This is a genomic window from Paenibacillus sp. V4I3, from assembly GCF_030817215.1.
GTDB lineage: Bacteria > Bacillota > Bacilli > Paenibacillales > NBRC-103111 > Paenibacillus_E.
On sequence record NZ_JAUSZA010000001.1, the window covers coordinates 7654560 to 7676545 of the forward strand.

19 protein-coding genes and 16 tRNA genes are annotated in these 21986 nt (G+C 43.9%); 2 read left to right on the forward strand and 33 right to left on the reverse strand.

The window, feature by feature from the left end; genetic code table 11:
- Window positions 1–46 precede the first annotated feature (46 nt).
- The 10 genes from QFZ77_RS35215 to QFZ77_RS35260 all read right to left on the reverse strand — a co-directional run bounded on the left by QFZ77_RS35215 (window position 47) and on the right by QFZ77_RS35260 (window position 10088).
- Window positions 47–1309, reverse strand: a complete 1263-nt coding sequence (locus QFZ77_RS35215; RefSeq protein ID WP_307447916.1) for a molybdopterin molybdotransferase MoeA — start codon at window positions 1307–1309, stop codon at window positions 47–49.
- Window positions 1310–1330: 21 nt separating this feature from the next.
- Window positions 1331–2335 (reverse strand): GTP 3',8-cyclase MoaA, encoded by a 1005-nt coding sequence (moaA, locus tag QFZ77_RS35220; RefSeq protein WP_307447919.1) that lies wholly within the window; start codon window positions 2333–2335, stop codon window positions 1331–1333.
- Window positions 2336–2424: 89 nt separating this feature from the next.
- The gene (mobA, locus tag QFZ77_RS35225) at window positions 2425–3036 is read right to left on the reverse strand and encodes a molybdenum cofactor guanylyltransferase (RefSeq protein ID WP_307447922.1); all 612 of its coding nucleotides are present in this window, start codon (window positions 3034–3036) and stop codon (window positions 2425–2427) included.
- The gene (locus QFZ77_RS35230) at window positions 3033–3692 is read right to left on the reverse strand and encodes an MOSC domain-containing protein (protein ID WP_307447925.1); all 660 of its coding nucleotides are present in this window, start codon (window positions 3690–3692) and stop codon (window positions 3033–3035) included. Before QFZ77_RS35230 ends, mobA begins: the two co-directional genes overlap by 4 nt.
- Window positions 3693–3772: 80 nt before the next feature.
- Window positions 3773–5131 carry a molybdopterin-dependent oxidoreductase gene (locus QFZ77_RS35235; protein WP_307447929.1) on the reverse strand — a complete coding sequence of 453 codons (1359 nt, stop codon included), beginning with the start codon at window positions 5129–5131 and terminating at the stop codon, window positions 3773–3775.
- A gap of 212 nt (window positions 5132–5343) precedes the next feature.
- Window positions 5344–5772: a DUF2269 family protein gene (locus tag QFZ77_RS35240; RefSeq protein WP_307447932.1), complete on the reverse strand. Its 429-nt coding sequence runs from the start codon at window positions 5770–5772 to the stop codon at window positions 5344–5346.
- Window positions 5773–6463: 691 nt separating this feature from the next.
- Window positions 6464–7507 carry a HAMP domain-containing sensor histidine kinase gene (locus QFZ77_RS35245; protein ID WP_307447934.1) on the reverse strand — a complete coding sequence of 348 codons (1044 nt, stop codon included), beginning with the start codon at window positions 7505–7507 and terminating at the stop codon, window positions 6464–6466.
- Window positions 7504–8226: a response regulator transcription factor gene (locus tag QFZ77_RS35250; RefSeq protein ID WP_307447936.1), complete on the reverse strand. Its 723-nt coding sequence runs from the start codon at window positions 8224–8226 to the stop codon at window positions 7504–7506. Before QFZ77_RS35250 ends, QFZ77_RS35245 begins: the two co-directional genes overlap by 4 nt.
- A gap of 131 nt (window positions 8227–8357) precedes the next feature.
- On the reverse strand, window positions 8358–9593 hold the full coding sequence (locus QFZ77_RS35255) for an MDR family MFS transporter (protein ID WP_307447938.1): 1236 nt from the start codon (window positions 9591–9593) through the stop codon (window positions 8358–8360).
- A 111-nt stretch (window positions 9594–9704) separates the two neighbouring features.
- On the reverse strand, window positions 9705–10088 hold the full coding sequence (locus QFZ77_RS35260) for a hypothetical protein (protein ID WP_307447941.1): 384 nt from the start codon (window positions 10086–10088) through the stop codon (window positions 9705–9707).
- Between the two features lie 235 nt (window positions 10089–10323).
- On the opposite strand from QFZ77_RS35260, the gene QFZ77_RS35265 reads away from it, so the two are divergent.
- Entirely contained in the window at window positions 10324–11118 is a 795-nt protein-coding gene (locus QFZ77_RS35265) for an alpha/beta fold hydrolase (RefSeq protein WP_307447944.1), read from the forward strand.
- On the opposite strand, the gene QFZ77_RS35270 is transcribed toward QFZ77_RS35265, so the two are convergent.
- Both QFZ77_RS35270 and QFZ77_RS35275 read right to left on the reverse strand, forming a co-directional pair.
- Complete coding sequence (locus tag QFZ77_RS35270; RefSeq protein WP_307447948.1) at window positions 11108–12322, reverse strand: ROK family protein; 1215 nt, start codon at window positions 12320–12322, stop codon at window positions 11108–11110. The two genes, QFZ77_RS35265 and QFZ77_RS35270, sit on opposite strands and share 11 nt — an antisense overlap.
- A gap of 74 nt (window positions 12323–12396) precedes the next feature.
- A complete protein-coding gene (locus QFZ77_RS35275; protein ID WP_307447951.1) occupies window positions 12397–13107 on the reverse strand; it encodes a class I SAM-dependent methyltransferase in 711 nt (236 codons plus the stop codon).
- 249 nt (window positions 13108–13356) lie between these two features.
- Between QFZ77_RS35275 and QFZ77_RS35280 the strand changes: the two genes are divergently transcribed.
- Window positions 13357–13470 carry a YjcZ family sporulation protein gene (locus QFZ77_RS35280; RefSeq protein WP_307447954.1) on the forward strand — a complete coding sequence of 38 codons (114 nt, stop codon included), beginning with the start codon at window positions 13357–13359 and terminating at the stop codon, window positions 13468–13470.
- A 112-nt stretch (window positions 13471–13582) separates the two neighbouring features.
- On the opposite strand, the gene QFZ77_RS35285 is transcribed toward QFZ77_RS35280, so the two are convergent.
- From QFZ77_RS35285 to QFZ77_RS35385, 21 genes are all read right to left on the reverse strand, one after another.
- A complete protein-coding gene (locus QFZ77_RS35285; protein ID WP_307447957.1) occupies window positions 13583–15115 on the reverse strand; it encodes an ABC transporter substrate-binding protein in 1533 nt (510 codons plus the stop codon).
- A 53-nt stretch (window positions 15116–15168) separates the two neighbouring features.
- The gene (locus QFZ77_RS35290) at window positions 15169–16059 is read right to left on the reverse strand and encodes a carbohydrate ABC transporter permease (protein WP_307447960.1); all 891 of its coding nucleotides are present in this window, start codon (window positions 16057–16059) and stop codon (window positions 15169–15171) included.
- Between the two features lie 33 nt (window positions 16060–16092).
- The gene (locus QFZ77_RS35295; protein WP_307447961.1) at window positions 16093–17070 is read right to left on the reverse strand and encodes an ABC transporter permease; all 978 of its coding nucleotides are present in this window, start codon (window positions 17068–17070) and stop codon (window positions 16093–16095) included.
- Between the two features lie 172 nt (window positions 17071–17242).
- The gene (locus QFZ77_RS35300; RefSeq protein ID WP_307447963.1) at window positions 17243–18544 is read right to left on the reverse strand and encodes a response regulator transcription factor; all 1302 of its coding nucleotides are present in this window, start codon (window positions 18542–18544) and stop codon (window positions 17243–17245) included.
- Window positions 18537–20282 (reverse strand): sensor histidine kinase, encoded by a 1746-nt coding sequence (locus QFZ77_RS35305; RefSeq protein ID WP_307447966.1) that lies wholly within the window; start codon window positions 20280–20282, stop codon window positions 18537–18539. The genes QFZ77_RS35300 and QFZ77_RS35305 overlap by 8 nt, the downstream gene beginning before the upstream one ends.
- Window positions 20283–20435: 153 nt before the next feature.
- Window positions 20436–20514: transfer RNA gene (locus QFZ77_RS35310), tRNA-Leu, on the reverse strand.
- 20 nt (window positions 20515–20534) lie between these two features.
- Window positions 20535–20623: transfer RNA gene (locus QFZ77_RS35315), tRNA-Leu, on the reverse strand.
- Window positions 20624–20632: 9 nt separating this feature from the next.
- Window positions 20633–20706 (reverse strand) — tRNA-Cys (locus QFZ77_RS35320).
- 10 nt (window positions 20707–20716) lie between these two features.
- Window positions 20717–20791 (reverse strand) — tRNA-Gly (locus tag QFZ77_RS35325).
- 8 nt (window positions 20792–20799) lie between these two features.
- Window positions 20800–20871: transfer RNA gene (locus tag QFZ77_RS35330), tRNA-Gln, on the reverse strand.
- A gap of 22 nt (window positions 20872–20893) precedes the next feature.
- A tRNA-His gene (locus tag QFZ77_RS35335) sits at window positions 20894–20966 on the reverse strand.
- Window positions 20967–20991: 25 nt separating this feature from the next.
- A tRNA-Trp gene (locus QFZ77_RS35340) sits at window positions 20992–21065 on the reverse strand.
- A 12-nt stretch (window positions 21066–21077) separates the two neighbouring features.
- A tRNA-Tyr gene (locus tag QFZ77_RS35345) sits at window positions 21078–21159 on the reverse strand.
- A gap of 9 nt (window positions 21160–21168) precedes the next feature.
- A tRNA-Thr gene (locus tag QFZ77_RS35350) sits at window positions 21169–21244 on the reverse strand.
- An 18-nt stretch (window positions 21245–21262) separates the two neighbouring features.
- Window positions 21263–21338, reverse strand: a tRNA-Phe gene (locus tag QFZ77_RS35355).
- 19 nt (window positions 21339–21357) lie between these two features.
- Window positions 21358–21434 (reverse strand) — tRNA-Asp (locus QFZ77_RS35360).
- Window positions 21435–21465: 31 nt separating this feature from the next.
- A tRNA-Met gene (locus tag QFZ77_RS35365) sits at window positions 21466–21542 on the reverse strand.
- A gap of 52 nt (window positions 21543–21594) precedes the next feature.
- A tRNA-Val gene (locus tag QFZ77_RS35370) sits at window positions 21595–21670 on the reverse strand.
- Window positions 21671–21683: 13 nt separating this feature from the next.
- Window positions 21684–21758 (reverse strand) — tRNA-Glu (locus QFZ77_RS35375).
- Between the two features lie 15 nt (window positions 21759–21773).
- Window positions 21774–21865 (reverse strand) — tRNA-Ser (locus QFZ77_RS35380).
- A 3-nt stretch (window positions 21866–21868) separates the two neighbouring features.
- Window positions 21869–21944 (reverse strand) — tRNA-Asn (locus tag QFZ77_RS35385).
- Window positions 21945–21986 lie beyond the last annotated feature (42 nt).

Sequence of the window (21986 nt, forward strand, 5' to 3'; positions counted from 1 at the left end):
CCATCAATGACTTCTTAACGGAAGTTCAGCGATAGGTAGGCCATCTTTATTGTATAGGATAAATAATTACGCGTTCGTCTCTTATGAACCCCTTACCCCCGGCAGGTAAGTAAATCAAACAATCCGCATCTTTGATAGAAACCATAATACTGGACTTATCAATACCTGATGGCTTAACCTTCAAACAGCCGTTGACCACATTTGTCGTTCCTCTGACATAACGCGGGTAAGCGGAGCCTTTATCATAATCGACATCCAACTGAGCCGTGATCGCTACTGGATAAGGTGAGTGACACCCTGCCATCGCTTTAATCAGCGGTTTGGCAAACAGCTCAAACCCAACGAATGATGCGCCCGGATTACCGGACAAAGCTAACAGCAACCGATTGTTCCATAAGGCAGCACTGGTTGGTGTACCTGGCCGCATGGCCACTTTGTTGAACAGCAGCTTGCCCTCAAATCGTTCAAAGACATCAACAAGAACGTCGTAATCGCCAACAGAAACACCGCCGGATGTGAGGACTAAGTCGACTTTGGAGAAAGTTTCTTGCAGCGCCGCCTCCACCTCTGCCACATCATCCGAAAGCACCTGCATGATAACCGCAGATCCCCCAGCAGCTTCCACCTGCGCCGCCAGCATGTAGCTGTTACTGTTGCGAATTCGCCCAGGCTGCAGCGGTTCTGCCACATTCAGCAACTCAGAGCCTGTTGAGAATATGGCGACTCTTGGTTGCCGATAAACGGATACATACGAGTAGCCGAAAGTGGCTAATATCGCCGCTTCGCCAGGCCCAATCTGTGTACCTTGCTTAAGCAATATATCCCCTAAACCGATTTCACCGGCTATTGGGGTTATATTGCTTGCTGCGGGTATATTTTTTTTGATGCTCACATTGTAGGTGCTCGTTCCCGCATCTTGGAGGGAATCCGTCATCTCCAGCATAACGACAGCATCCGCGCCATCAGGAACTGGAGCTCCCGTCATAATACGAGCAGCCATACCAGATTGGATGGTAAGCTGAGGAACCGTTCCGCTAGGAATTCGTTCTATAACACGTAATACAACTGGAGCTTCTGGTGTGGCCTGCTCAATATCCTTTGAACATAGCGCATACCCGTCAACGCCTGATCTGCGAAAATGGGGTACCGGATGATCGGCAACTATGTCCACGGCCAGCCTTCTACCGAAAGCGGAAGATAGCGGAACAGACTCTATTGGTGTGTGTTTAACATATTCGAAAAGTAGGCTTCGGGCTTCCTCAACCGAAATTACTTTTCGCCCAAACTTTAGCTTAGTATCGCTGCTCACTAGCGTCTGTTCCTCCTAAGGTTAACCGCCAATCTGCGACATCCGGCGAAGTGTTGGTGTATGAGACTGCTCTTCATTCATCAATGCCTGGGCCATCTCATGATTTTGTGGTTTGATATCCAAAGCGCGGAAGAACAAATCTTCCATCGCAGCGTCATCCCCGATATATTTTCGCACATTAAATTCATCTGACCAATATAGACATGGCTTCACATTGCCATCCGCTGTTAATCGCAGACGATTGCAGGTCTCACAGAAATGATCACTAATCGGGTGTATGAGCCCAAATGAGCCTAAAGCTCCGTCAATTCGAAAGTTCTGAGAGGGACCATTTCCATAAACCGCGTCCGAGGCAGAAGCATTCCACCCCTTGGCTTTACAGCGATCTAAGACCGTGGTCAGGGATAAATAGCGGCTTTTCCAATCCTCGTCTTGGTGACCGATTGGCATGTATTCGATGAACCGAACCTGAATAGGACGGTCAATCGTCATTTGCAAAAAGTCTTCAATTTCGTCATCGTTAATGCCTTTCATCAAGACCACATTGAGCTTAATCGGGGTGATGCCCACCCGGTAAGCTTCTTCAATGCTAGCCAGAACACGACGAATATCCCCGCCTCTGGTTATCAAAGAGAACCGATCCGCTTTCAAAGAATCCAAACTAATATTAACACGGGTTAACCCAGCTGCACGAAGCTTTTCAGCTCTCGATGCAAAGTATATCCCATTCGTAGTCAGAGCAATATCTTCAATTCCGGGAATTTGAGAAAGCATACCGATCAACTGCTCCAAGTTTTTGCGCACAAGGGGCTCTCCGCCGGTTAATCTCAACTTACGAACACCAAGTCCTGCCAGCACACGGACAACTTCAGTAATTTCCTCGAAAGTTAACAGCTTTTCATCCGGTTCAAATTCCATTCCTTCTTCAGGCATACAGTACACACAGCGCAGATTACAACGATCTGTAACAGAAATTCGCAAGTAATCGTGCATCCGTCCGAATCGATCCATAAGCAGCTTCGGCATAGGAGTTCACCTTCTCTCTATGTACATTATGGCATAAATAATAACAAAATCCTAGATTCCCTTGCGAGAACTATCTGGAAAAACAACTTCTATGGCAGATTAGCTAACATTTGCTCATACTCTTCCGGAGTATTCACATTTGTTGCGAAATGGGTAGGGATACTTTGCCCTTCAAAAAAATCATTCTCTACAGGCTTCCAGTCAATATGATCCAGCAGCCCCATTAAACGAAACTGCTCTTGCTCCAATAACACCTCGGCTTCGGAACCAACCAATCTTGAATAAATGCCATGAAGAGGATGAACGCGACCGTCCAACACAGGGATAACTGCATCCAAATTTGCTTTTTGGCATAAAATGGCCATTACCTTTGCGGCTTCGGCAGAAATAAAAGGCATATCACAGCCCACAATCCATAGATACTGCTCTGATGCAACCAGGGAGGCGGCATGAATGCCGCTTAAGGGCCCTTTTTGTACATAATGGTCCGTGATACAATGCACGACTATATCGGAAACCGAAGACAAGTGAGGCAGCAATACCTCAGGTTCATTGGTTACGACAATGACTTGCTTACAGATGCTCGACATTTCCTTCAACTGCCTAAGAAGCAAGAGCTGCCCTTGCACGGGAAGAAGTGCTTTTAACCTTCCTCCCATACGGCGATTGAGACCCCCGGCAAGAATAACACCTGTGATCATGCTCCAAGCTCCGCCAACCTTTTTAGGAAGGATTGTTTCCAACTTGCCGATAACGCTTGTATCTCTGCAATGCGCTTAGCAGCCTCTATATTCGTTTTTTCGTGATACTTGATTTGGTTGGCATAGGCGACAGTTATACCCGCTTCATCTTCGGCGATAAGTCTCACTTGTGAGCTCTTAGAGATCACGCCTTCTGTAAGCACCCTCAAATAATAGCCAGTATAGCCGGTTTCCTGTACTTGGAGGGTTGCATCCACCCAATCCAAACGTTTCGCTAGTTTATGACAAGGTTGACGAGGCTGTGAAACCTGAACGATTACGTCACCAATAGCGTAGGTGTTACCAATACAAACCTGATATTCGAGCAAACCGCGCACCGTTAGATTCTCACCAAACGTTCCTGCTGCCATCTTCTGACCTAGTACTTGCTCCCAGTGTGCGTAATGCTCCTCAGGGTACACACATAGCGCTTTGTCAGCTCCTCCATGCACCGTTAAATCCGCTTGCCCATCTCCATCCAACTGTGTCTTCGATACATGCAAAGATGAGCTGACCGGATATTTATAAATACCCGTAACCAGCTCTTTCCCTTGATACATGATTGTTTGTGGTAAACCAACGTTCAATGATACGATTTCCATCGCAATGTCCCTCATTTCCGAGCAAGTTTCTTAGTATTAACTATACCAAAAGCCTCTTGGAAAGTCAGTTACCAGCTTACTTGAGTAAAAGTAAATCACGCTTTGGATCTATCTACCCATGCATCGTTATCGTAGCCTCTTACTTCCCAGTAGCCCATATGCTCCTTCTCGATGAGCTCGATGCCTTGGAGCCATTTGACGGATTTGTAGGCATACATTTGCGGAACGATTAGTCGGACTGGGCCTCCTAATTTTTGCGGTATGGGCTTACCATCCATGAGCACAGCGACCATAATATCATCCCCGTTTGCCTGGCTCAAGGACAATGCATCTGTATACACTTTATCTCCTGAATAAAATTTCACATATTTTCCTTTGGCTTGAACACCAGCAGCAGCTAATAATTGCTTAAGCGGGATGCCCTCCCATGTACATTTGTAAACAGACCAGCCGGTCACACAGTGAAAATCACTAACCTGCACAGTCCGCTTCAGCTTCAAGAACTCTTCCCAGTTCCATGCACTGGGGTTATCGACCAAACCGGATATCGCGAATTTCCACGTATCCGAGGAAAAAGCCGGAATTTCCGTAACGGTGTAAATACGGAAATTCCCTTGCGCTCCTCCGCCCACGACGGCGGCGGAGTCCGGCAGTGGCGCCGGCGGCGGAAGCATCCGGTTGCCGTCGGTTGCGATATATTCGGCGGTCGTAGAGCCGCCGGTGTCGAACGCACCTTTTATCCAGCGATAAAAGGCGGGACCGATCGCGATCACGAGCAGCAGTCCTGCGGCTATCCGCAGGAACGAAGCGCGTGTGATCGGCGACTCCTTCAGCGCGGCGATGACCGCCTGCGCTGCTGTGCGCCTTGCCGTGGCGTCCTCTGTCGCCACGGGGGCCTGGTTCGGCGCCGCTGCGATAGCACTGGCGGCGGCTGGGTCTGAGACCGCCTGCGCGGATGCCGGCGGTCTTGCCGTGGCAGCGGCTTGTTCAAGCCGCTGCTGGCGCTTGAGCCATCTGCTGCGCGAGATGGCGTGGTACACGGCATACGGCACTCCGACCCAGGTGAGCAGGTCATGCACGAAGAGTGCCGAGTTGTTCAAAGCCGGTGGCAGATTGCGGAACTGCCACAAGATCACCCCTGATCCGGCCCAGCCGATCAGGAGAGCAAGGACGAACACCAGATTCGCGCGTTGATTGCGGCGCGCGCGAATCTGGTGCCAATGCTTACGAATCATCGGAGCGTAAAGCGCGATGAGCAGAATCGATGCAACACCCAAGTAAATGTGAAGCTGCTTGATCGTCACACGAAAGCTCCCCAGATCTCCCCTAATCGCACCTATACTCAGCACAATGCCCGTCACAGTTAGCAGCAGCAAAATCCACGCATTCCAGCTATGAATAGCATTCAATCGCTTCCCAAAAGATTGCTTCAGCCACCCTCTTTTTGAATCCATACCGTCACCACCTTCATTCATTTACGATCTTTCCGTTATTCTTATCATAACGTATAAATATTAAAAAAGGCTTACAAATTCGCTAATATTCGCATGGCTATCAACCTAAAGAAACCCCCAAACTCCACTTACGTCGTGGCGATGGGGGCTTTTTACGTATTAGACTACCTCACGAAATACTTACAAGAGACTAACAAAAAAAACCAGCACCATTACATGCCAGGCTTCCAAATCATTAAAATTAGCGAAATCAGAGGTAAAATTGTACCTATTGTCCCATAAATATCCCATTTCCTTGATACCTGCCGATACGCTGCCGTTTGCTCCCCTAATCGCAGTGATTCTTCACTATAGCGGATCATTCTTCTCTGCAGAGGCAGTAAAATGGCCAACCATAACAACCCAGAAAGCGAGAATAAAATTAATGATGCCGTCACCCAATTCCATTCTAAAAGAGAATAACCTAATTGAAAGGCCATCATATGCCCCGGAATCAGAAGCAGCAGAATTCCAGGCACAGTGAACACATAGTCTGCTAACATAATATTTTTAACCGTCAAATGAATGGTCATAAGATCCTGCTTTCCATAATGAGCACGAACCTTCCAAAAAGCAGCGGTCACTATATTCCCCAGAAACAATACAGCCCCTAATGAGCAAGGTCATAACCCGATGGTGACCTAAGTCACGATGATAAACAATCTCTCATATTCCCCCACAAACGGTACCCAGGATAGCAAGCAAACTTGTATTAAATACAACAATAGTCAATCAAATTTAGCCTTATCTCTGCAAATGTTGCATAAAATACAACAATTTTGCGCCAAAGTGGCCAGTTAGAGTGAATTAAGCTTAAATTGTTGTACAACCTCCAACATCTCTGACTAGAAAGGCAGAAACCTAGGGAATTATTGTACGTTGTACAACAATTCCCCCGCTTACAAACGAAAAAAAACAATCATACCAGCCATCCTAATCTGCCCCACCTACCCCTTCGCCTAGAACCAAAAGAAAACCTACCCGCGCAAAAAAAACCACAAGAAGGGACAATCCCTCTTGCGGTCCATATGCGTTTCAATTACAGTCTATATGCGGTCTATATGGTCTATATGTGTTTCCCTTGCAGTCTATTTGCGGTCTACTTTTGATCTACTTTTGATCTACTTTTGATCTACTTTCGATTTACTTTGATCACTTTGATCTACTTTTGATCTACTTTTGATCTACTTACGGCCTACTTCTGGCCTACTAGTGGTTTACTTGCAATCTACTCGCACTCCTTGCAACTTCCGGCAATAATCTCTCGCTGCCTCTTTTCAGTCTCTTACCCCACTAATAAATCGGCAAAGTAAACCAGAATCGGCTGCCATTCCCTTTATCACCCGTATGGCTATCAACGCCAATCGTTCCTCCATGCAGGTGAACAATCGATTTGGCGATCGCAAGTCCAAGACCTGCGCCTCCGCTTGCTCGAGTTCTTGACGGATCTGCACGATAGAAGCGATCGAAAATCTTATTGCTATCCTCTTTGTCGATCCCTTGACCATGATCCTGAATATCAAGCTGCACATACTGCGCTGAGATCTGTTCAACTTTAATTTCAATCGTCCCACCAACAGGAGAATGCCGAATTGCGTTATCCAAAATGTTAGAAAGGACCCGCTTCATTTCCTGGGGCATAATGGCCACCGGTGGCAATCGATCAGGCAAGTCGACATCGACTTGCAGCTTTTTTTCCTCCAACTGAAAAGCCAAGCTTTGCAAGCCGTCTAGCAGCAAATGATCGACATGGTACCGTTCAGGAACAAATTCAGTTCCTCCAGCATCCAACTGCGATAGCTTAAATAATTCTTGAATTAGTCCGTCTAATCGTCCTGTTTCAAGCCGGATGGTTTGTAGATACCGCGCAAACGTTTCTTTATCTTGAATGACATCGTCCTGCAAAGCTTCAACGAATGCTTGAATCGAAGCCATTGGGGTCCTCAAATCGTGTGAAACATTCGCTACGAGTTCTTTACGGGATGCCTCAGCGGTTCGCAATTTCTGAAAGCTTTCATTCAAGTTGCCCGTCATTCGATTGAATTGTTCTGCCAGTTTTTGAAATTCAGCAGGTCCAATCTTAGGCACTTGTCCCTCAAAATGCCCTTCCGAAATATGCGTCGTTTCCTCCGTAATCGCATGAATGGCTTTCTCGAGGGGGCGCGTCATGAAGTAATGTATGAGCATCGATACACTCGCTGCTCCAAGAGTTACCGTCGTCAACAGGACGACGTCCTTCCAGTTCAATAACATATATCGATAGCATATAAACAAGGTGAGCAAAATAATACTCGTACTCACCCCACTCGCAATGAGCAAATAAATACGAAGCTTCATGATGGCTCCCTACCCTCAAATTTATAGCCAATACCCCATACAGTCTTAATATATCGCGGTTGGGAGGGATTGGGCTCGATCTTCTCCCTCAACCTGCGAATGTGGACAGTGACCGTTGTTGTATCGCCATAATAGTCGATATCCCACACTTTGCTTAGCAGCTGATTGCGTGAAAATACTTGCTCCGGATGCCCAGCAAACAGGTGCAGCAGTTCAAATTCCTTCACGGTCAGCTCGATTTCCTTCCCTTTCACCCGAACACTCCGGTGCAGCACATTAAGCTCTAGCTCCGGAAACTTCATGATATGCGCAGATGGCACAGCGCCTGCACCGTTAGCAGCTTCCGCTTGTCCGCGCTGCTGCCTCCGCAAAATCGCTTTCACTCGCAGCACCAGCTCCCGCGGCGAGAATGGCTTCGTCAAGTAGTCGTCTGCGCCCATCGTTAACCCCATGAGGCGATCCATTTCATCGCCTAGAGCCGTCAACATGATGATGGGCACGTCCTGCTCGTTGCGAATTTCTTCGCACACTTGCCAGCCGTTTTTGCCCGGCATCATGAGGTCAAGAACAATCAGCTGCGGGCTGTGCAGCCGCCATAAGCGGATGGCTTCGTCGCCACTCACCGCCGAAATAACCTGGTACCCTTCTCGCTGTAAATAGACGGTGCACACATCAATAATATTCGTTTCATCATCCACCACGAGAACGATTGAACCCATACGGCATACCTCCTCAAGCATTCATTCTATTATACCGCAGAGCAATGAAATGAAGCTTACGTATGTATTACAAAAGCATTAAAGCTTACAAAAGTATGAAAGCTCCCCAAATTTCGGGGAGCCTCATTCCTCTAGGTTTGCAAAGCAGCCTCTATAATAGGCTCCTCTTTTTTGTGATTAAGACTTCGAATATATCGTGTTTGAGCAATACCGGCTATGAGAATAATGGCAGCTAAGACGGCGAACATCATCTTCCCGCCATAATGACTAAATAGCAAGCCTCCCAGAATAGGCCCAATGGCGCGCGATAGCTGCCAATTCATACCGAACACTGAGAAATACCAACCTCTATGCTCCTCTGGCGCAATAACGGAGATCACCTTCTGAATGTGGGGACCATTTAACATTTCACCAATGGTAAATAAAAATTCAACAAAAAGGAGTATGGCAAAGATAGGTACAAATCCATAACCAACTGACACAATGGCGAACAACAGATAGGATGCAGCGACTACCAAATAGGCGGAAACGTGCTCTGTACGCTTTGCAATCCATATTTGCAGTGCAATAACGACACAGCCATTGAAGGTGATGATCGCAGCGAAAACAGTCTTATAATTCTCGAAATTCTGCTGCAAATGCAGTGGGAACGTAGACTCAACTTGTGCATACAACAGAGATACCGGCATGGCTAAAAGCGTTATCCAAAGGAGCGGCTTATGATCCCGCCATCTGATTTTCGGCTTTGTCTTAGACAATTCCTGCTCCGCGGCACTCTTCACAGGCATTGTCTCAGGAACCTTCCAGACGACCAACCCTGCGTATGCCAAGAGTGCAACCGCGCAAGTCAAGAAAATAATTGTGGGATTCCATGTGAATAGAAGCAGTCCAAGCAGCGGTCCAAATGCTGAACCCATATTTAATGCTGTGTGCAGCAAAGCAAATACTTCAGCTCGCTTCTCCTGCGGGACAACATCTGCAATCTGTGCATTAGCAGCTGGTCCAAACATAGCATGGCCAATGCCGTTAATGATCGAAATGACAGCAAATTCCCAAACGTAACTGGCAAACATATAACCGCCAATGGCGAAAGCTTGGATAATGAGCGCAGCCAGCATCATCGGCTTCCGCCCATAACGATCGCTTAAGCTGCCTGCATACAAATTCACGAAAATTCCGCATAATGGCTGCAATCCGATAATCAACATAGATAAGAAAATAGAACCATCCAGCTTATCATACAAATAAAAAACCAAATAGGGTCTCATCATAAATCCGGCTAATGAAGTTAGAATCGTCCCAACGACTCGAACCCATATCGCTGTATCATACTTGCTAATCAATGAAAACAAAGGGATCCTGTGCATACAACCTCCTAGATGTTATTAGTCTTTTCAGTTTAGAGGTATTTTGACAAAAGAAAAAGGTAAAATCTCGTTATAACAGATTTCACCTTTTATGAATGATTACCTATGTAGTTATCCGCCAATACGAATTTTGCGGTATGTATCGATAAACGAGAGGACATCTACTCTTTTCCCCCTCTTTTTCGCGACTCTGGCCATTTTCACGAGTGTTGTCCAGAATTCATCTAGAACAGGAGATTCAAATTCATTATCTTTGGGTGCTTGTGTAAGGTTATGTTTATTTTTATAGGTCGTGCCTTCATCCGAAATGAGATACTGAATTTGACTTTTTTTCCATTGCTCCCCGGTTACATAACTTACTCCAATTTCGCGCATTTTTTTGCGTACAGAAGTTACGGGACGACATAGTTCTCTGGCAATTACAACTGGAGGACACTCAGAGGAAAGGCGAATCAACTTATCTAATTCCTGTGTGGACCAAGGTTTCTTAGTCATAATAATAACCCCACTTCATAAATGAATGTTTCGTTCTGCCTGTTAATGGTTACTAACTAAAGGTATAATAAGAGAATACCAACGAAATGTTAAAGAAGTATGAGTTAACCATAATGAAAGTATGAAGACATAACTTTTTCGATAATTTTCCCTATTTTATGCCCTTCGAACTACTATTGGGTGACAAATTAGGACTTTATTCGTGGTAAATTTATCTAATGGAGAGTGAAGGACTATGAAACATCATATTAACGGAGCCGAACAGTTCGTCGTAGAAAAAGGGCATGGAGCACCAGTTATTTTACTGCACGGCTTTCCATTGGATCATCGCATGTGGCAATCGCAGATAGACGCTTTGTCAGGGAACTATCGTGTCATTACACCTGATTTACGTGGCATGGGCAAGTCTGATGTACCCGTATCGAATATATCGATAGACCAATATGCCAATGACATTTTAACTTTAATGGATAAAATGGGCATAGAAAAAGCCGCACTTGGCGGCTTCTCCATGGGTGGTTATGTGGCGTTTGCACTTTTACGCAAAGCTCCAAAACGTTTCACAGGTCTTATATTGGCCAATACTCGTCCTGAAGCAGATGGACAAGAGGCTCGTAAGAATCGTTTAAACATGGCAGTCTCTCTATACGAAAAAGGGTCCGTGGTGGCAAGAGATGCTATGCTGCCTAAACTTATTACAGAACCATCGAAGCAAAAGCACCCTAAGCTCGTCGATACCTTGAGTATGGTGATGGAATCGATGCCAGCAGAGGGGCTTGTCCATGCATGTCTTGCGATGGCATTCCGCGAGGACTCTGTCGACCTGCTTGGCTCTATTTCGGTGCCAACTCTCGTCATCGCTGGCGAACAAGACCCGATCGCGCCTCCGGATGTCATGAAGAAAATGGCTGACCAGATTAATGGCGCCAGCTATCATGTAATATCGGCTGCCTCACACTTGACGCCGATGGAAAAACCGGAAGCTTTCAATGCGCTGCTGATTGATTTTCTGAAGGGCATTAAAGCCTAACCAGCTGGTCCATGACCATCACGGCTGCACCAATCGCTAAAGCTTCCTCACCAAGCTGCCCTTTGCTGAAAACAACCTGATAAGTGGGGTAGTAGTATGTCTTCCGAATCGCTACCTGCGTAGCGGTTTGGAAAAACAACTCCCCTCCCGCAATTAACGGCCCCCCTAAGATTACCTTCTCGGGGTGTAAAATATTTAGCAAATTAGCTAGTCCAATGCCAAAATAGGTGGCAGCCTCCGTGATGATCTCCACAACTAGGGGATCATTTTTTTTGAGCGCCTCTAGAACATGCAAGTAAGTGACATGCTCGGGGTCATCAACCAAATGGGATAACACCGTGGATCGACCCTGCTTCAATGCAGATCGAGCCGCCTTCTCGATGGCATATAAAGAAGCATACGACTCCAATGCTCCATAGTTGCCTGATGTATTACGATGGGGAACACCATCCGTTTGAATAATCATTTGGCCAACAGAGCCTTCCATATCGACCGCACCGTAAATAACCTTTCCTTCCGAAACCATGGAGGAGCGCAAACCAATTCCTGCATGAATATAGAGCAGATGCTTAAAGCTCTGCGTACGTTGATGCCATGATTCAGCTAGGATGGCCGTATTAGCTCCATTATCCAGCAGTGCGGGAATACCTAGCTCTCCTGTTAGCTGCCTGCAAATCTCAACATTTCTCCATCCTTTTGCTGGAAAATAGGACGGCTCTAAGATGGTACCTGATAATCGATCCACAGGACCAACAGCACCAATCCCTATTCCCAGCACCGATGAAGAATGTATCTGGTGCGTGGCTAACATCCTTTGTACTTCTTCCACGATAAGACGAATCAGCACATCAGGCGTCATCTCAGCCGTCATCGTCCAGCTCTGTGTGTCCAATTTCTTCATTCCCAGATCGACAAGAACGAGCTTGGACAATGTTCTGGATATTTCCAAACCAAATACATAAGCATAGGCTGGATTCTTTTCATACAGAATTGGCCTACGCCCACCTGTTGAAGCACCGAAACCAGATTCAAGGATAAGTCCTTGAATCGTCAGTTCCTCCAAAAGCCGCGTCAACGTAGATACCGTCATCCCGCTTTGCTCTAATAATTCCGTTTTGGAAACCGTTGTTTGACGACAAATTCGCTCATAGATTTCTTTCGCCTTACGATTTGGAATACGTTCCGTTATGACATCTACGTTCAAAGAAGCAGCCCCCAATGATAATCTTTCTCATATATTTCGCCATTGGGAAGCCAAAATCCTTCCTTGTCTTCCCCTTATTCCTTCGATCCAATCATGAGGGTATAGCCCATATAGGAATGATATTTATTGACGAGCTCATCGTATTTGGCTGTGATTTGCCAAATCCGCGGATCCATAAACGACTGCTTATCAGATAAGTGAACAGGATCCGGATGTTGAACTTGATCTTCGAACATCGTAAGCGGGAATGAATGTATCCCTGAGAAGTCCACGGGTCCAAACCTGCTCTTTTCCAACAGCTCCCGCCATTCATCCATACTATATATTTTACTTACCCCATAGAAGCTGCACAGCGCCCGATGAACTCCTGGGGACATCTGTTTGATTCGGATGACTTCTCGATCATAGAGCTTACCTTCGGATTTAAGTACCCTGTAATACTCGGATACAGCTTTCTGAGCATCGGCAAAATTCGTCACTGACTCCACCATCACAACATCAAAAGTATGATCATCAAAGGGTAATTGGCATACATCCCCAACCATGAATTGCACCTGTACCCCCTGTTTCTCAGCTCTTATGATCGCTTTCGCAATCATTTCTGGGCGAATATCGACCGCTGTTACTTCGCATCCTTGCTCAGCCAGGAAACATGCCGTTCTTCCAGTCCCGCATCCGACCTCCAGCACGCGCTTCCCTTTCTCAATGGGATACTTCTTCAATTGCTCAATCGTTTCTCCGAAACCCCCGGGATGCGCATTGCCCACTCCTAATTTGGCTAACATATCTAAGTACTCGATAGCACTTACACCTCCACAATGGCATATCATTCTCTTTTCTACCATATGGAGGGCTGTCGCCTCATGTTCAGATTCTTGAACCATTTTTGGAAAAAAAGGCGCTCGCCTAAAAGCGCATGTTTTCAACTTCTTTTAGGCTAAATACCCAATCAAATTATCCCCTCTCCCCATAGGATAATATTGTCTCTCATCCGATTTCACAGAGAGCATTCCTTCAGATGGGGGGTGACATAAATGGGTGTTGCTGCTGGTGCTGGTGTTGGATATGGCGGTGGATATTCTTCCTCTGCTGCTGTTCTCGTATTGTTCATTTTGCTTGTAATCGTAACTATGACTTACGCTTGGTAATCATGAATCATTAGGAATATTGCAAGAAAATAAGGAGCTTCGGTTCATTTGAACCGAGCTCCTTCTACATGTACAGACAGGTTTGATGCCATTCTCACGCAGTTTATCTAACTTATTTTTTGTTTGCTGCCAAGAAAGCATCGAATTGTTTTTGTTTTTCTGCAATAATCTTATCGACGCCAGCTGCTTTTTGTTTCGCCAAATACTCGGCAATTTTTTCATCCGGATCGACTGAACCCGTTCTTATTGCTGCTTCGTATTGCTTGCTTACGTTAGTTACAGCAGCGATTTCGGTTTTTACCGGTTCCGCATCAAACGAGAAACCTAGACCAGGAGATTTAATGCCTTTGGCATTAAATTCTTTAAACAAATCCCATTTCTTAGGATTTTCATTAGACATCAGGTAGTTCAAGAATTGGTTGCCAAGTTCCCATTGTGCACCTGGGTTATAAGGATGATTTTTGGGATCAATTCCAGGTGCTGTATCAATGACATTATCCGATTTTTTGACATAATGTTTACCTTCAATACCAAAGTTAATTAAGTTGTTCAAATACTTATCGTTGTGTAAAAGTCCAATCACTTTCATGGCTTTATCCGGATTTTTAGATGATTTCGAAATAGCCAACATCGCGCCGGAAGCATCGCCGGTCGTAATCGTAGGTACTGTCAAATCAATTTGTCCAAGCTTGAAGCCAACATAACCTTCCATTTCAGCAGCTTTTCCCGGCTTCAGACCTTCTGCCCACATAAATACTTTTCCCGCTTTTGCTTGATCGGCAACGGTCACCGTACTTGTAGACGCATCTTTATTAATGTAACCCGCCTTGTACCACGAACGGGTAAGCTTCATCACATCTACATATTGAGGAGTCTCCAATTGATTCAAAACTTTGGTGGATTTATCCGTTTTACTTATCACACCAGGAATAGCCCCATCACCCAAATAATCCCAATCTAAGCCATCAAAAACTCCATTGCTTGTAGCAGCCATAAAGAAAGGAGTAATTGTAGGCTCTTTTTCTTTAATCGCTTTTAATAGCGGCTCTAAATCAGCCCACGTTTTTACTTTGGATACGTCTAACTGATATTTATCGGCCAAATCTTGACGGTAGACAACACCCCGCGTTGCAGCCAATTCCTTATTTGTAGGAATTCCGTAGTTTTTACCATTAATTTTGGAACCTTCAAAGAAAGCAGGATCAAGCTCCTTCTTAAGTTCAGGAGCATCTTTATCAATCAGCGGTCCAAGATCCAAGAAAGCGCCTTTTGCTACATTGATCGCATATCTTTGCCATGCAGCTGTGAAAACAATATCGGACGGTTCGCCTGAGGCGATCATCAAGTTTAATTTATTATCCCATTGTCCCCAGTCAACAGCATTAATTTTGAGGGTAACGTTCAGTTTATCTTTTAAATATTTGTTAGCTTCGGCTTCGACCAATGCAACATCTTTCTGTGGGGTTCCAGGAAACATAAGCTGTATTTCAGCCGTTGGTTCATTTGCTTTTGTTGTTGCTGTTGTTGCTGCGGCAGATGCTGCCGGCGCTGGCGTAGAAGTCGTGCTTTCCTTCCCACAACCCGCGGCTACCATACTAAGTGCTAACAAAGAAACCAAACTTATAGAACCTAAATTCTTTTTCACTAGTAAACCCTCCCATTTTTTACATATATATACTAAACCGGAGTGATCCGGAACTAGCCTTTCACAGCACCGATGGTCAAACCTTTAACAAAATACTTTTGGAAGAAAGGATAAGCGAATATGATAGGTCCAATACCTACTACTGCCATTGCCATCCGCAGTGTTTGCGAAGGGAGATTAACGACTGCACCCATTTTCGATAATTGGCTGGCAGCATTCTCATTCGTTGTTAAATATTGAATATTTAGCAGCGTTTTATACATTAAATATTGCAAACTTATTCCGTTGCCTTTCGTGATAAAGATCAAGCTGAGAAACCAGTCATTCCAGTAGTTCAAAGTATTGAATAATCCGATTGTTGCGAGCACCGGAAGTGATAAAGGAAGGATAATTTTATAAAATATCTTCACTTCACTCGCGCCGTCAATGGTTGCGGATTCAATGATAGAGTCAGGAATGGTCGTTTGAAAAAAAGTCCGCATGATAATCACAAAAAATGGCTGAAGAAACAAAGGTATAATAAGTGACCAAACCGAATCCTTAAGATGTAATAAATTCACATATACCAGATACCAAGGAACCAAACCGCCGTTAAAGATCATCGTTAAAAATATGAAAAGCGCGAATTTATTCCGATGCCGGAGTTCCTTTCTAGATAAGGGATACGCATAAAGTGCGATTAACAGCAGGCTAAGCAAAGTTCCTACAACGGTTACAAATATCGTGACCCCATAAGCTGTAATAATTTGAGATAATTGATTATAAAGAAAACTGTATGCATCCAGACTGAACTTCTCCGGGTAGAATTTAAAGCCGTTCGCAACAACCGTATTCTCATCCGAGAAAGAAATGCTAATGACTAAAAGTACCGGAAGTAGACAAGCCAAGGATAAACAGATAAAAAACAGATGCAGCAATAACTGCGATAATTTGTATTTCGCCATTTTGATCCCCCTAAAAGTTACCGATTTCTTGTTCTAAAAGAGTGCATTCTCTCGGCTAAATTTTCTCACGAGAACGTTGGTCGTTAATACTAAAATCATCCCGACAACAGCTTGATAAAGCCCGGCAGCGGAGGACATTCCGATATCACCATTCGTTTGGAACGTTCTATATACATAGGTGTCAATCACGTTAGTTGTTGGGAAAATCGATCCTGAATTTAATGGAACTTGGAAGAACAGACCGAAATCCGAATAGAAAATTCTACCGATAGCAAGCAAAGTCGTTATGATAATTATTGGATATAATAATGGAATCGTTATATAACGTACTTGATGCCACCTGGATGCTCCGTCGATAGTTGCAGCTTCATAGTAATCACTGTCAAAACCGATAATCGCAGCAAGATAAATGAGTGAGAAATAACCTATACTTTTCCATGTATTCACAAGAGGAAGTATATACGGCCAGTATTTGTTTTCCGAGTACCAATCGATGGCTTCAAATCCTAGTGGAGTCAAGATCGATTTATTAATAAATCCATTTTCCACCCCTAAGAAAGCAAGGACGATATAACTAACAATTACCATCGATAAGAAGTAAGGCAAAAAAATTATCGATTGATACATTTTTCCTGCAATTCGACTTTTAACTTCATTAAACAAAATAGCAAGACCGACACCGAACACAAGATTCAACACAATAAATAATGCGTTATAGAGCAGTGTATTGCGGGTAATAACCCAAGCATCTGAGGTACTGAATAAAAACTTGAAATTTGTCCATCCCACCCATGGACTATGCAAAATTCCATCGGTATAATTTACGTTTTTAAAAGCAATAATTACGCCAAACATCGGAAAGTAATTGTTAATGAGTAGAAAGATAACACCCGGCATAAACATAAGATAAAGCGCTTTATATTGCAAAATATGACGAAGGCCATCGTTCTTTTTACGAATACTTCGTTTTACAGGTTTTGCAGGTACTGTTATACTAGCCTCCTGGTTCATTTGAAAACCCTCCTATTATCCGGCAAGCTTTAGCATCTTGCATCTTCTATTACTTATTATAAGGTGCTTGATCTTTCTACTCTACTGGTAAAAGTGACTTATCAACTTGTGTTATTATGACATAAATAAAAAGACTCTTGGCTGCAAAACCAAGAGTCATTCTTTATGTTATTTACACTTTTGATTTACTCTTTCGAAATTCCTGTGGAGTTAATCCGACATTTCTTTTAAACATTTTAGTAAAATGAGGGATATCACCATAGCCAACCAGAGAGGAAACATCACTTATTTTAATATTTGTGGAGATCAAAAGTAACTTTGCTTTGTTCATTCTTTTCTCCAGAATGTAGTCCGTTAACGAGGTGTTTGTTTCTTTTCGAAACAACCGAGATAAATACGCTGAATTAAAGTGTACATATTCTGCAATTTGCTCTCTACTAAGTTCATCCTGCAAATGCTCATCAATATAATCGTATATTTTTTGGATGACGGATGCTTTTTCTCTATCTTCTACTTGTAGGATGTCTGTTCCTAGTGTGACAATGCGCTGAGACCATTGATTAAATTGCGCTAACACTTTGTTGGATTGTGTAACATTGCTGCGTTCCATTTCCAAAACCGATACATACGTTTTGAGCAGATTATGGAACGTTGAGACTGTACCGACATAGCAGGACAAATGACAATAAAAGTATTGATTGCAAGCCGATAAATAACTTTCACAACGACGTGTAAGTTCCTCTATATCCATACTTTCGCCATGTTTTTCATAAAGTATAACGATATTATGTCCTCTTCGATCTTGAATAACACAGCCCTGATCTCCTTTTATAATTAACTCGGAAGCTGCATTTCGCAGTGCATATTCCAGTATTTCCTCTTCACGTACTGTCAACTCCTTTTGCCACAATTCTACACTTATTAAAATAGGCAGTATTGAAAATTGGGATGAAATATTCAATTGATATTTTGTAATAAGCTCTTCTAATTGTGTTTCCGAAGGAGACATTCGATTTGCAAAAAATTCTTGCCAAAATCTTTCCTCCATAAGAGGTTTATGGGATTCAAACAATGAAGAGTATTTTTTGTAAGTTCGATCTATAATAAGTTTTTGTATGACACGGCTAACAACAGCCTTTAATTCTTCATAATTAACAGGCTTCAACAAATAATCAAAACTGCCTAGGTGAATCGCTCTGCGTGCATAACTAAAGTCTGCATGTCCTGTCACAAAAATCGTTTCTGTTTGCGGATAATTTTCTTTAATCCATTCTAATAGTTCTAAACCATTGCTTGAAGGCATCTCTATGTCACAAATTACGATATCTACTGCGGATAAAGTAAATCGTTCTTTGGCCTCCTCTGCATTAAACGCCTCAAAAACTTCTGAAATGTCAATCTCTGACCAATCAATGCCTTGAGTAATACCTTTGACTGCATATAACTCATCATCCACAACCAACAAGTTATACATCTTCATCCTCCTCATTTACACAATAACTCATTGGTATACCTAATTTAACTTCAGCACCTCTGACTTTGCCATTGCTAAACAACAATTGTGCTTTTCCTTTATATCTGATACGCTGCCTTTTTATTACATTCTGGATGCCTAGATGGCCTTCTGCAAATAATTCATCCTCGTAACGGTCTTCTTTCAGCTTCTTCAAGAAAGTCTCAGAAAATCCGACTCCGCTATCACTAACTTCTATCCACAAGAAATCTTGTTCATCTGCAGTTATAATGATCCGAACCGTAAACAACTCTCTTCGATCCGTAAATCCATGAATAATGCTATTCTCAACAAAAGTTTGAATCGTCAAAGGCAGGATATCACATTTCCGATATCGATCCGGAAGTTCAATCTCATAAATGAGTTGGTTAGGAAACCGCAGCTTCTGAATCTCCAAATAATTTTGAGTGTGTCTGATTTCAGCTTCCAGTGTCACGGTTCCTTGCTTAGTCTGCGTTATAAAACGAAAGTATTCAGCTAAATGCTGTGTCATTTTTTGTATCAAAGCATATTCCTTAATAGCAGCTAAACTATAAATTATATTCAGTGAATTTAAATAAAAATGAGGTCGGATTTGCACCTGCAGCAGCCCAAATTCAGCCTCCTGTGTACGAATTTTTTCCTCGTAAACATCTATTTTCAACTTTGAAATCTCTGTAACCATATTGTTAAACGTGCCTATCAAAAAAGAAAATTCACTAGAGTGATTTTCATTCAATCGAATGTTTAAATCGCCTCGCATAATACGATTCATCCCACGCATCAATGAATTCATTGGCTTCAATAAGACACTTCGCAGAAAGTATAAGTAAAAAAGCAGAATCAATATCCCGCACAGAGGGATAAAATATACCGCTATCTGAAAGAATGGAAGATGTTTCAGCATAGTTCCTTCGGGGATCATTACGGTGTAATTAATGTTTGCAATTTCAGAAAAAACACTAATCAGCAAATATTTATTATTGTCCTTTGGATCGGTAACAATTTGGTACGTATTATTAAGATGAGGTACTGCTTCAACGGCTCCCTTTAGTTCCGAAGCTCCAAGAGTCGTATGTGAAGCGACAGCCCCATTTTTGGTAAGTATGACTGCACCGCCGGTTGTCCCCATATCCAAAAACTCTAACGAAGCGACCAAGCTATCTGTATTTACGATCGCCCCCGCGATGAGATTGTTCGTCAGGCGCGTAGTTTTCATTAAGACCGTTCGATTTTCAAATTGAATTAACCGCCATACCGGCGAGTCCACATTTTTCTGATCCGCCATTTCTTTCGGAACTGTTTCAACAATTAGCTTCTGCTGAAAATAATAATCCTGTTTTGTTACAAAGGTCACATCCTGTGTCTGGTCATTAAAAAGAAATATGGTATCCAGCAGAAAAAAATAATTGAGGTTCGTTTGAAAGCGATTAACTATTCTTTTTTTAGTTAGTAAATACTCGTCCGTACCGAATGTAAGATCATTAAGCTGATTAATGTCAATTTCGTTGTCCCATAAATCATATAGATAGGTATTAGTTTCAGCAAACATCTTATTGATTTGCTTTACGTGCTGCGCAAGTAAGTTGCTATTTGTCGTGGAGACTTGCTCTCGTACGACAGTTATTGCATACAAATTATTAAATAATAGAAAGAATATAAGCGGAATAATTATAATTAGAAAGCCAGCAACGAATTTGAAGCGCAAGGAATTTCTCACACCCATCCTCCTTCCAGGATATGCCAGAAGTTATAAGAAGTATTTTCTCGATTTCACGACATTTGTATAGGATTCAAACGCATTAAATTTTATATTGTATGGATATAAAAAAGAACATGAAATCAAATGATTTCATGTCCTTTTTTTGCTCCATACCGGCAAGAGGACTCGAACCTCCACCCTTTCGGACTCGATTTTGAGTCGAGCGCGTCTGCCATTCCGCCATGCCGGCATATGAAGTTGTAAAGATAATGGTGCCGAAGACCAGACTTGAACTGGTACGGTAGTCACCTACCGCAGGATTTTAAGTCCTGTGCGTCTGCCGATTCCGCCACTCCGGCTAATAAATGTGGAGGCGCCACCCAGATTCGAACTGGGGGTAAAGCTTTTGCAGAGCTCTGCCTTACCACTTGGCTATGGCGCCTTAGTAATAATGGAGCGGAAGACGGGGATCGAACCCGCGACCCTCGCCTTGGCAAGGCGATGCTCTACCGCTGAGCCACTTCCGCATATAAAACTGGGGATCAAGGATTTGAACCTTGGCATGACGGAGTCAAAGTCCGTTGCCTTACCGCTTGGCTAATCCCCATTATGTTACTTGGGTAATAATGGGCGGACGACGGGACTTGAACCCGCGAATGCTGGATCCACAAACCAGTGCGTTAACCCCTTCGCCACGACCGCCACAATATTAAGTTTCTTACTTTTTTGGCAGGGGCAGCAGGAATTGAACCCACACCAAAGGTTTTGGAGACCTTTGTTCTACCCTTAAACTATGCCCCTAGAAAAAGTAAATGGAGGCTGATGGATTCGAACCACCGAACTCGAAGAGAGCAGATTTACAGTCTGCCGTGTTTAGCCACTTCACTAAGCCTCCACAAAGCAATGGTGCCGTCGAGAGGACTTGAACCCCCAACCTACTGATTACAAGTCAGTTGCTCTACCAGTTGAGCTACAACGGCATATTAAGTTTGTAAAAATGGTGGCTCGGGACGGAATCGAACCGCCGACACGAGGATTTTCAGTCCTCTGCTCTACCGACTGAGCTACCGAGCCTTACTTGATTTTGAAAAAATGGCGGAGCTGACGGGATTCGAACCCGCGGTCTCCTGCGTGACAGGCAGGCATGTTAGGCCACTACACCACAGCTCCATGCTAAGTACAAGATCTTCAATAAGAAGATTGGTTGCGGGGGCAGGATTTGAACCTGCGGCCTTCGGGTTATGAGCCCGACGAGCTACCGGGCTGCTCCACCCCGCGTCATTAAGCATATATGATGAATCCTAGTAAAGCAAGTCTTGCTAAGGAATCATGGTGGAGGCTGACGGGATCGAACCGCCGACCCTCTGCTTGTAAGGCAGATGCTCTCCCAGCTGAGCTAAGCCTCCATGGGAGTATTAATGGTGACCCGTAGGGGACTCGAACCCCTGTTACCTCCGTGAAAGGGAGGTGTCTTAACCACTTGACCAACGGGCCTTACTAGAAAGATAGTGGCGGAGAGAGAGGGATTCGAACCCTCGAGACGCTTGTGACGCCTACACGATTTCCAATCGTGCTCCTTCGGCCAGCTCGGACACCTCTCCATATGGCTCCCCGAACAGGACTCGAACCTGTGACAACTCGATTAACAGTCGAGTGCTCTACCAACTGAGCTATCAGGGAATAAAAACAATGTTCACTTCAAGGATTTATTCCTTGAAAACT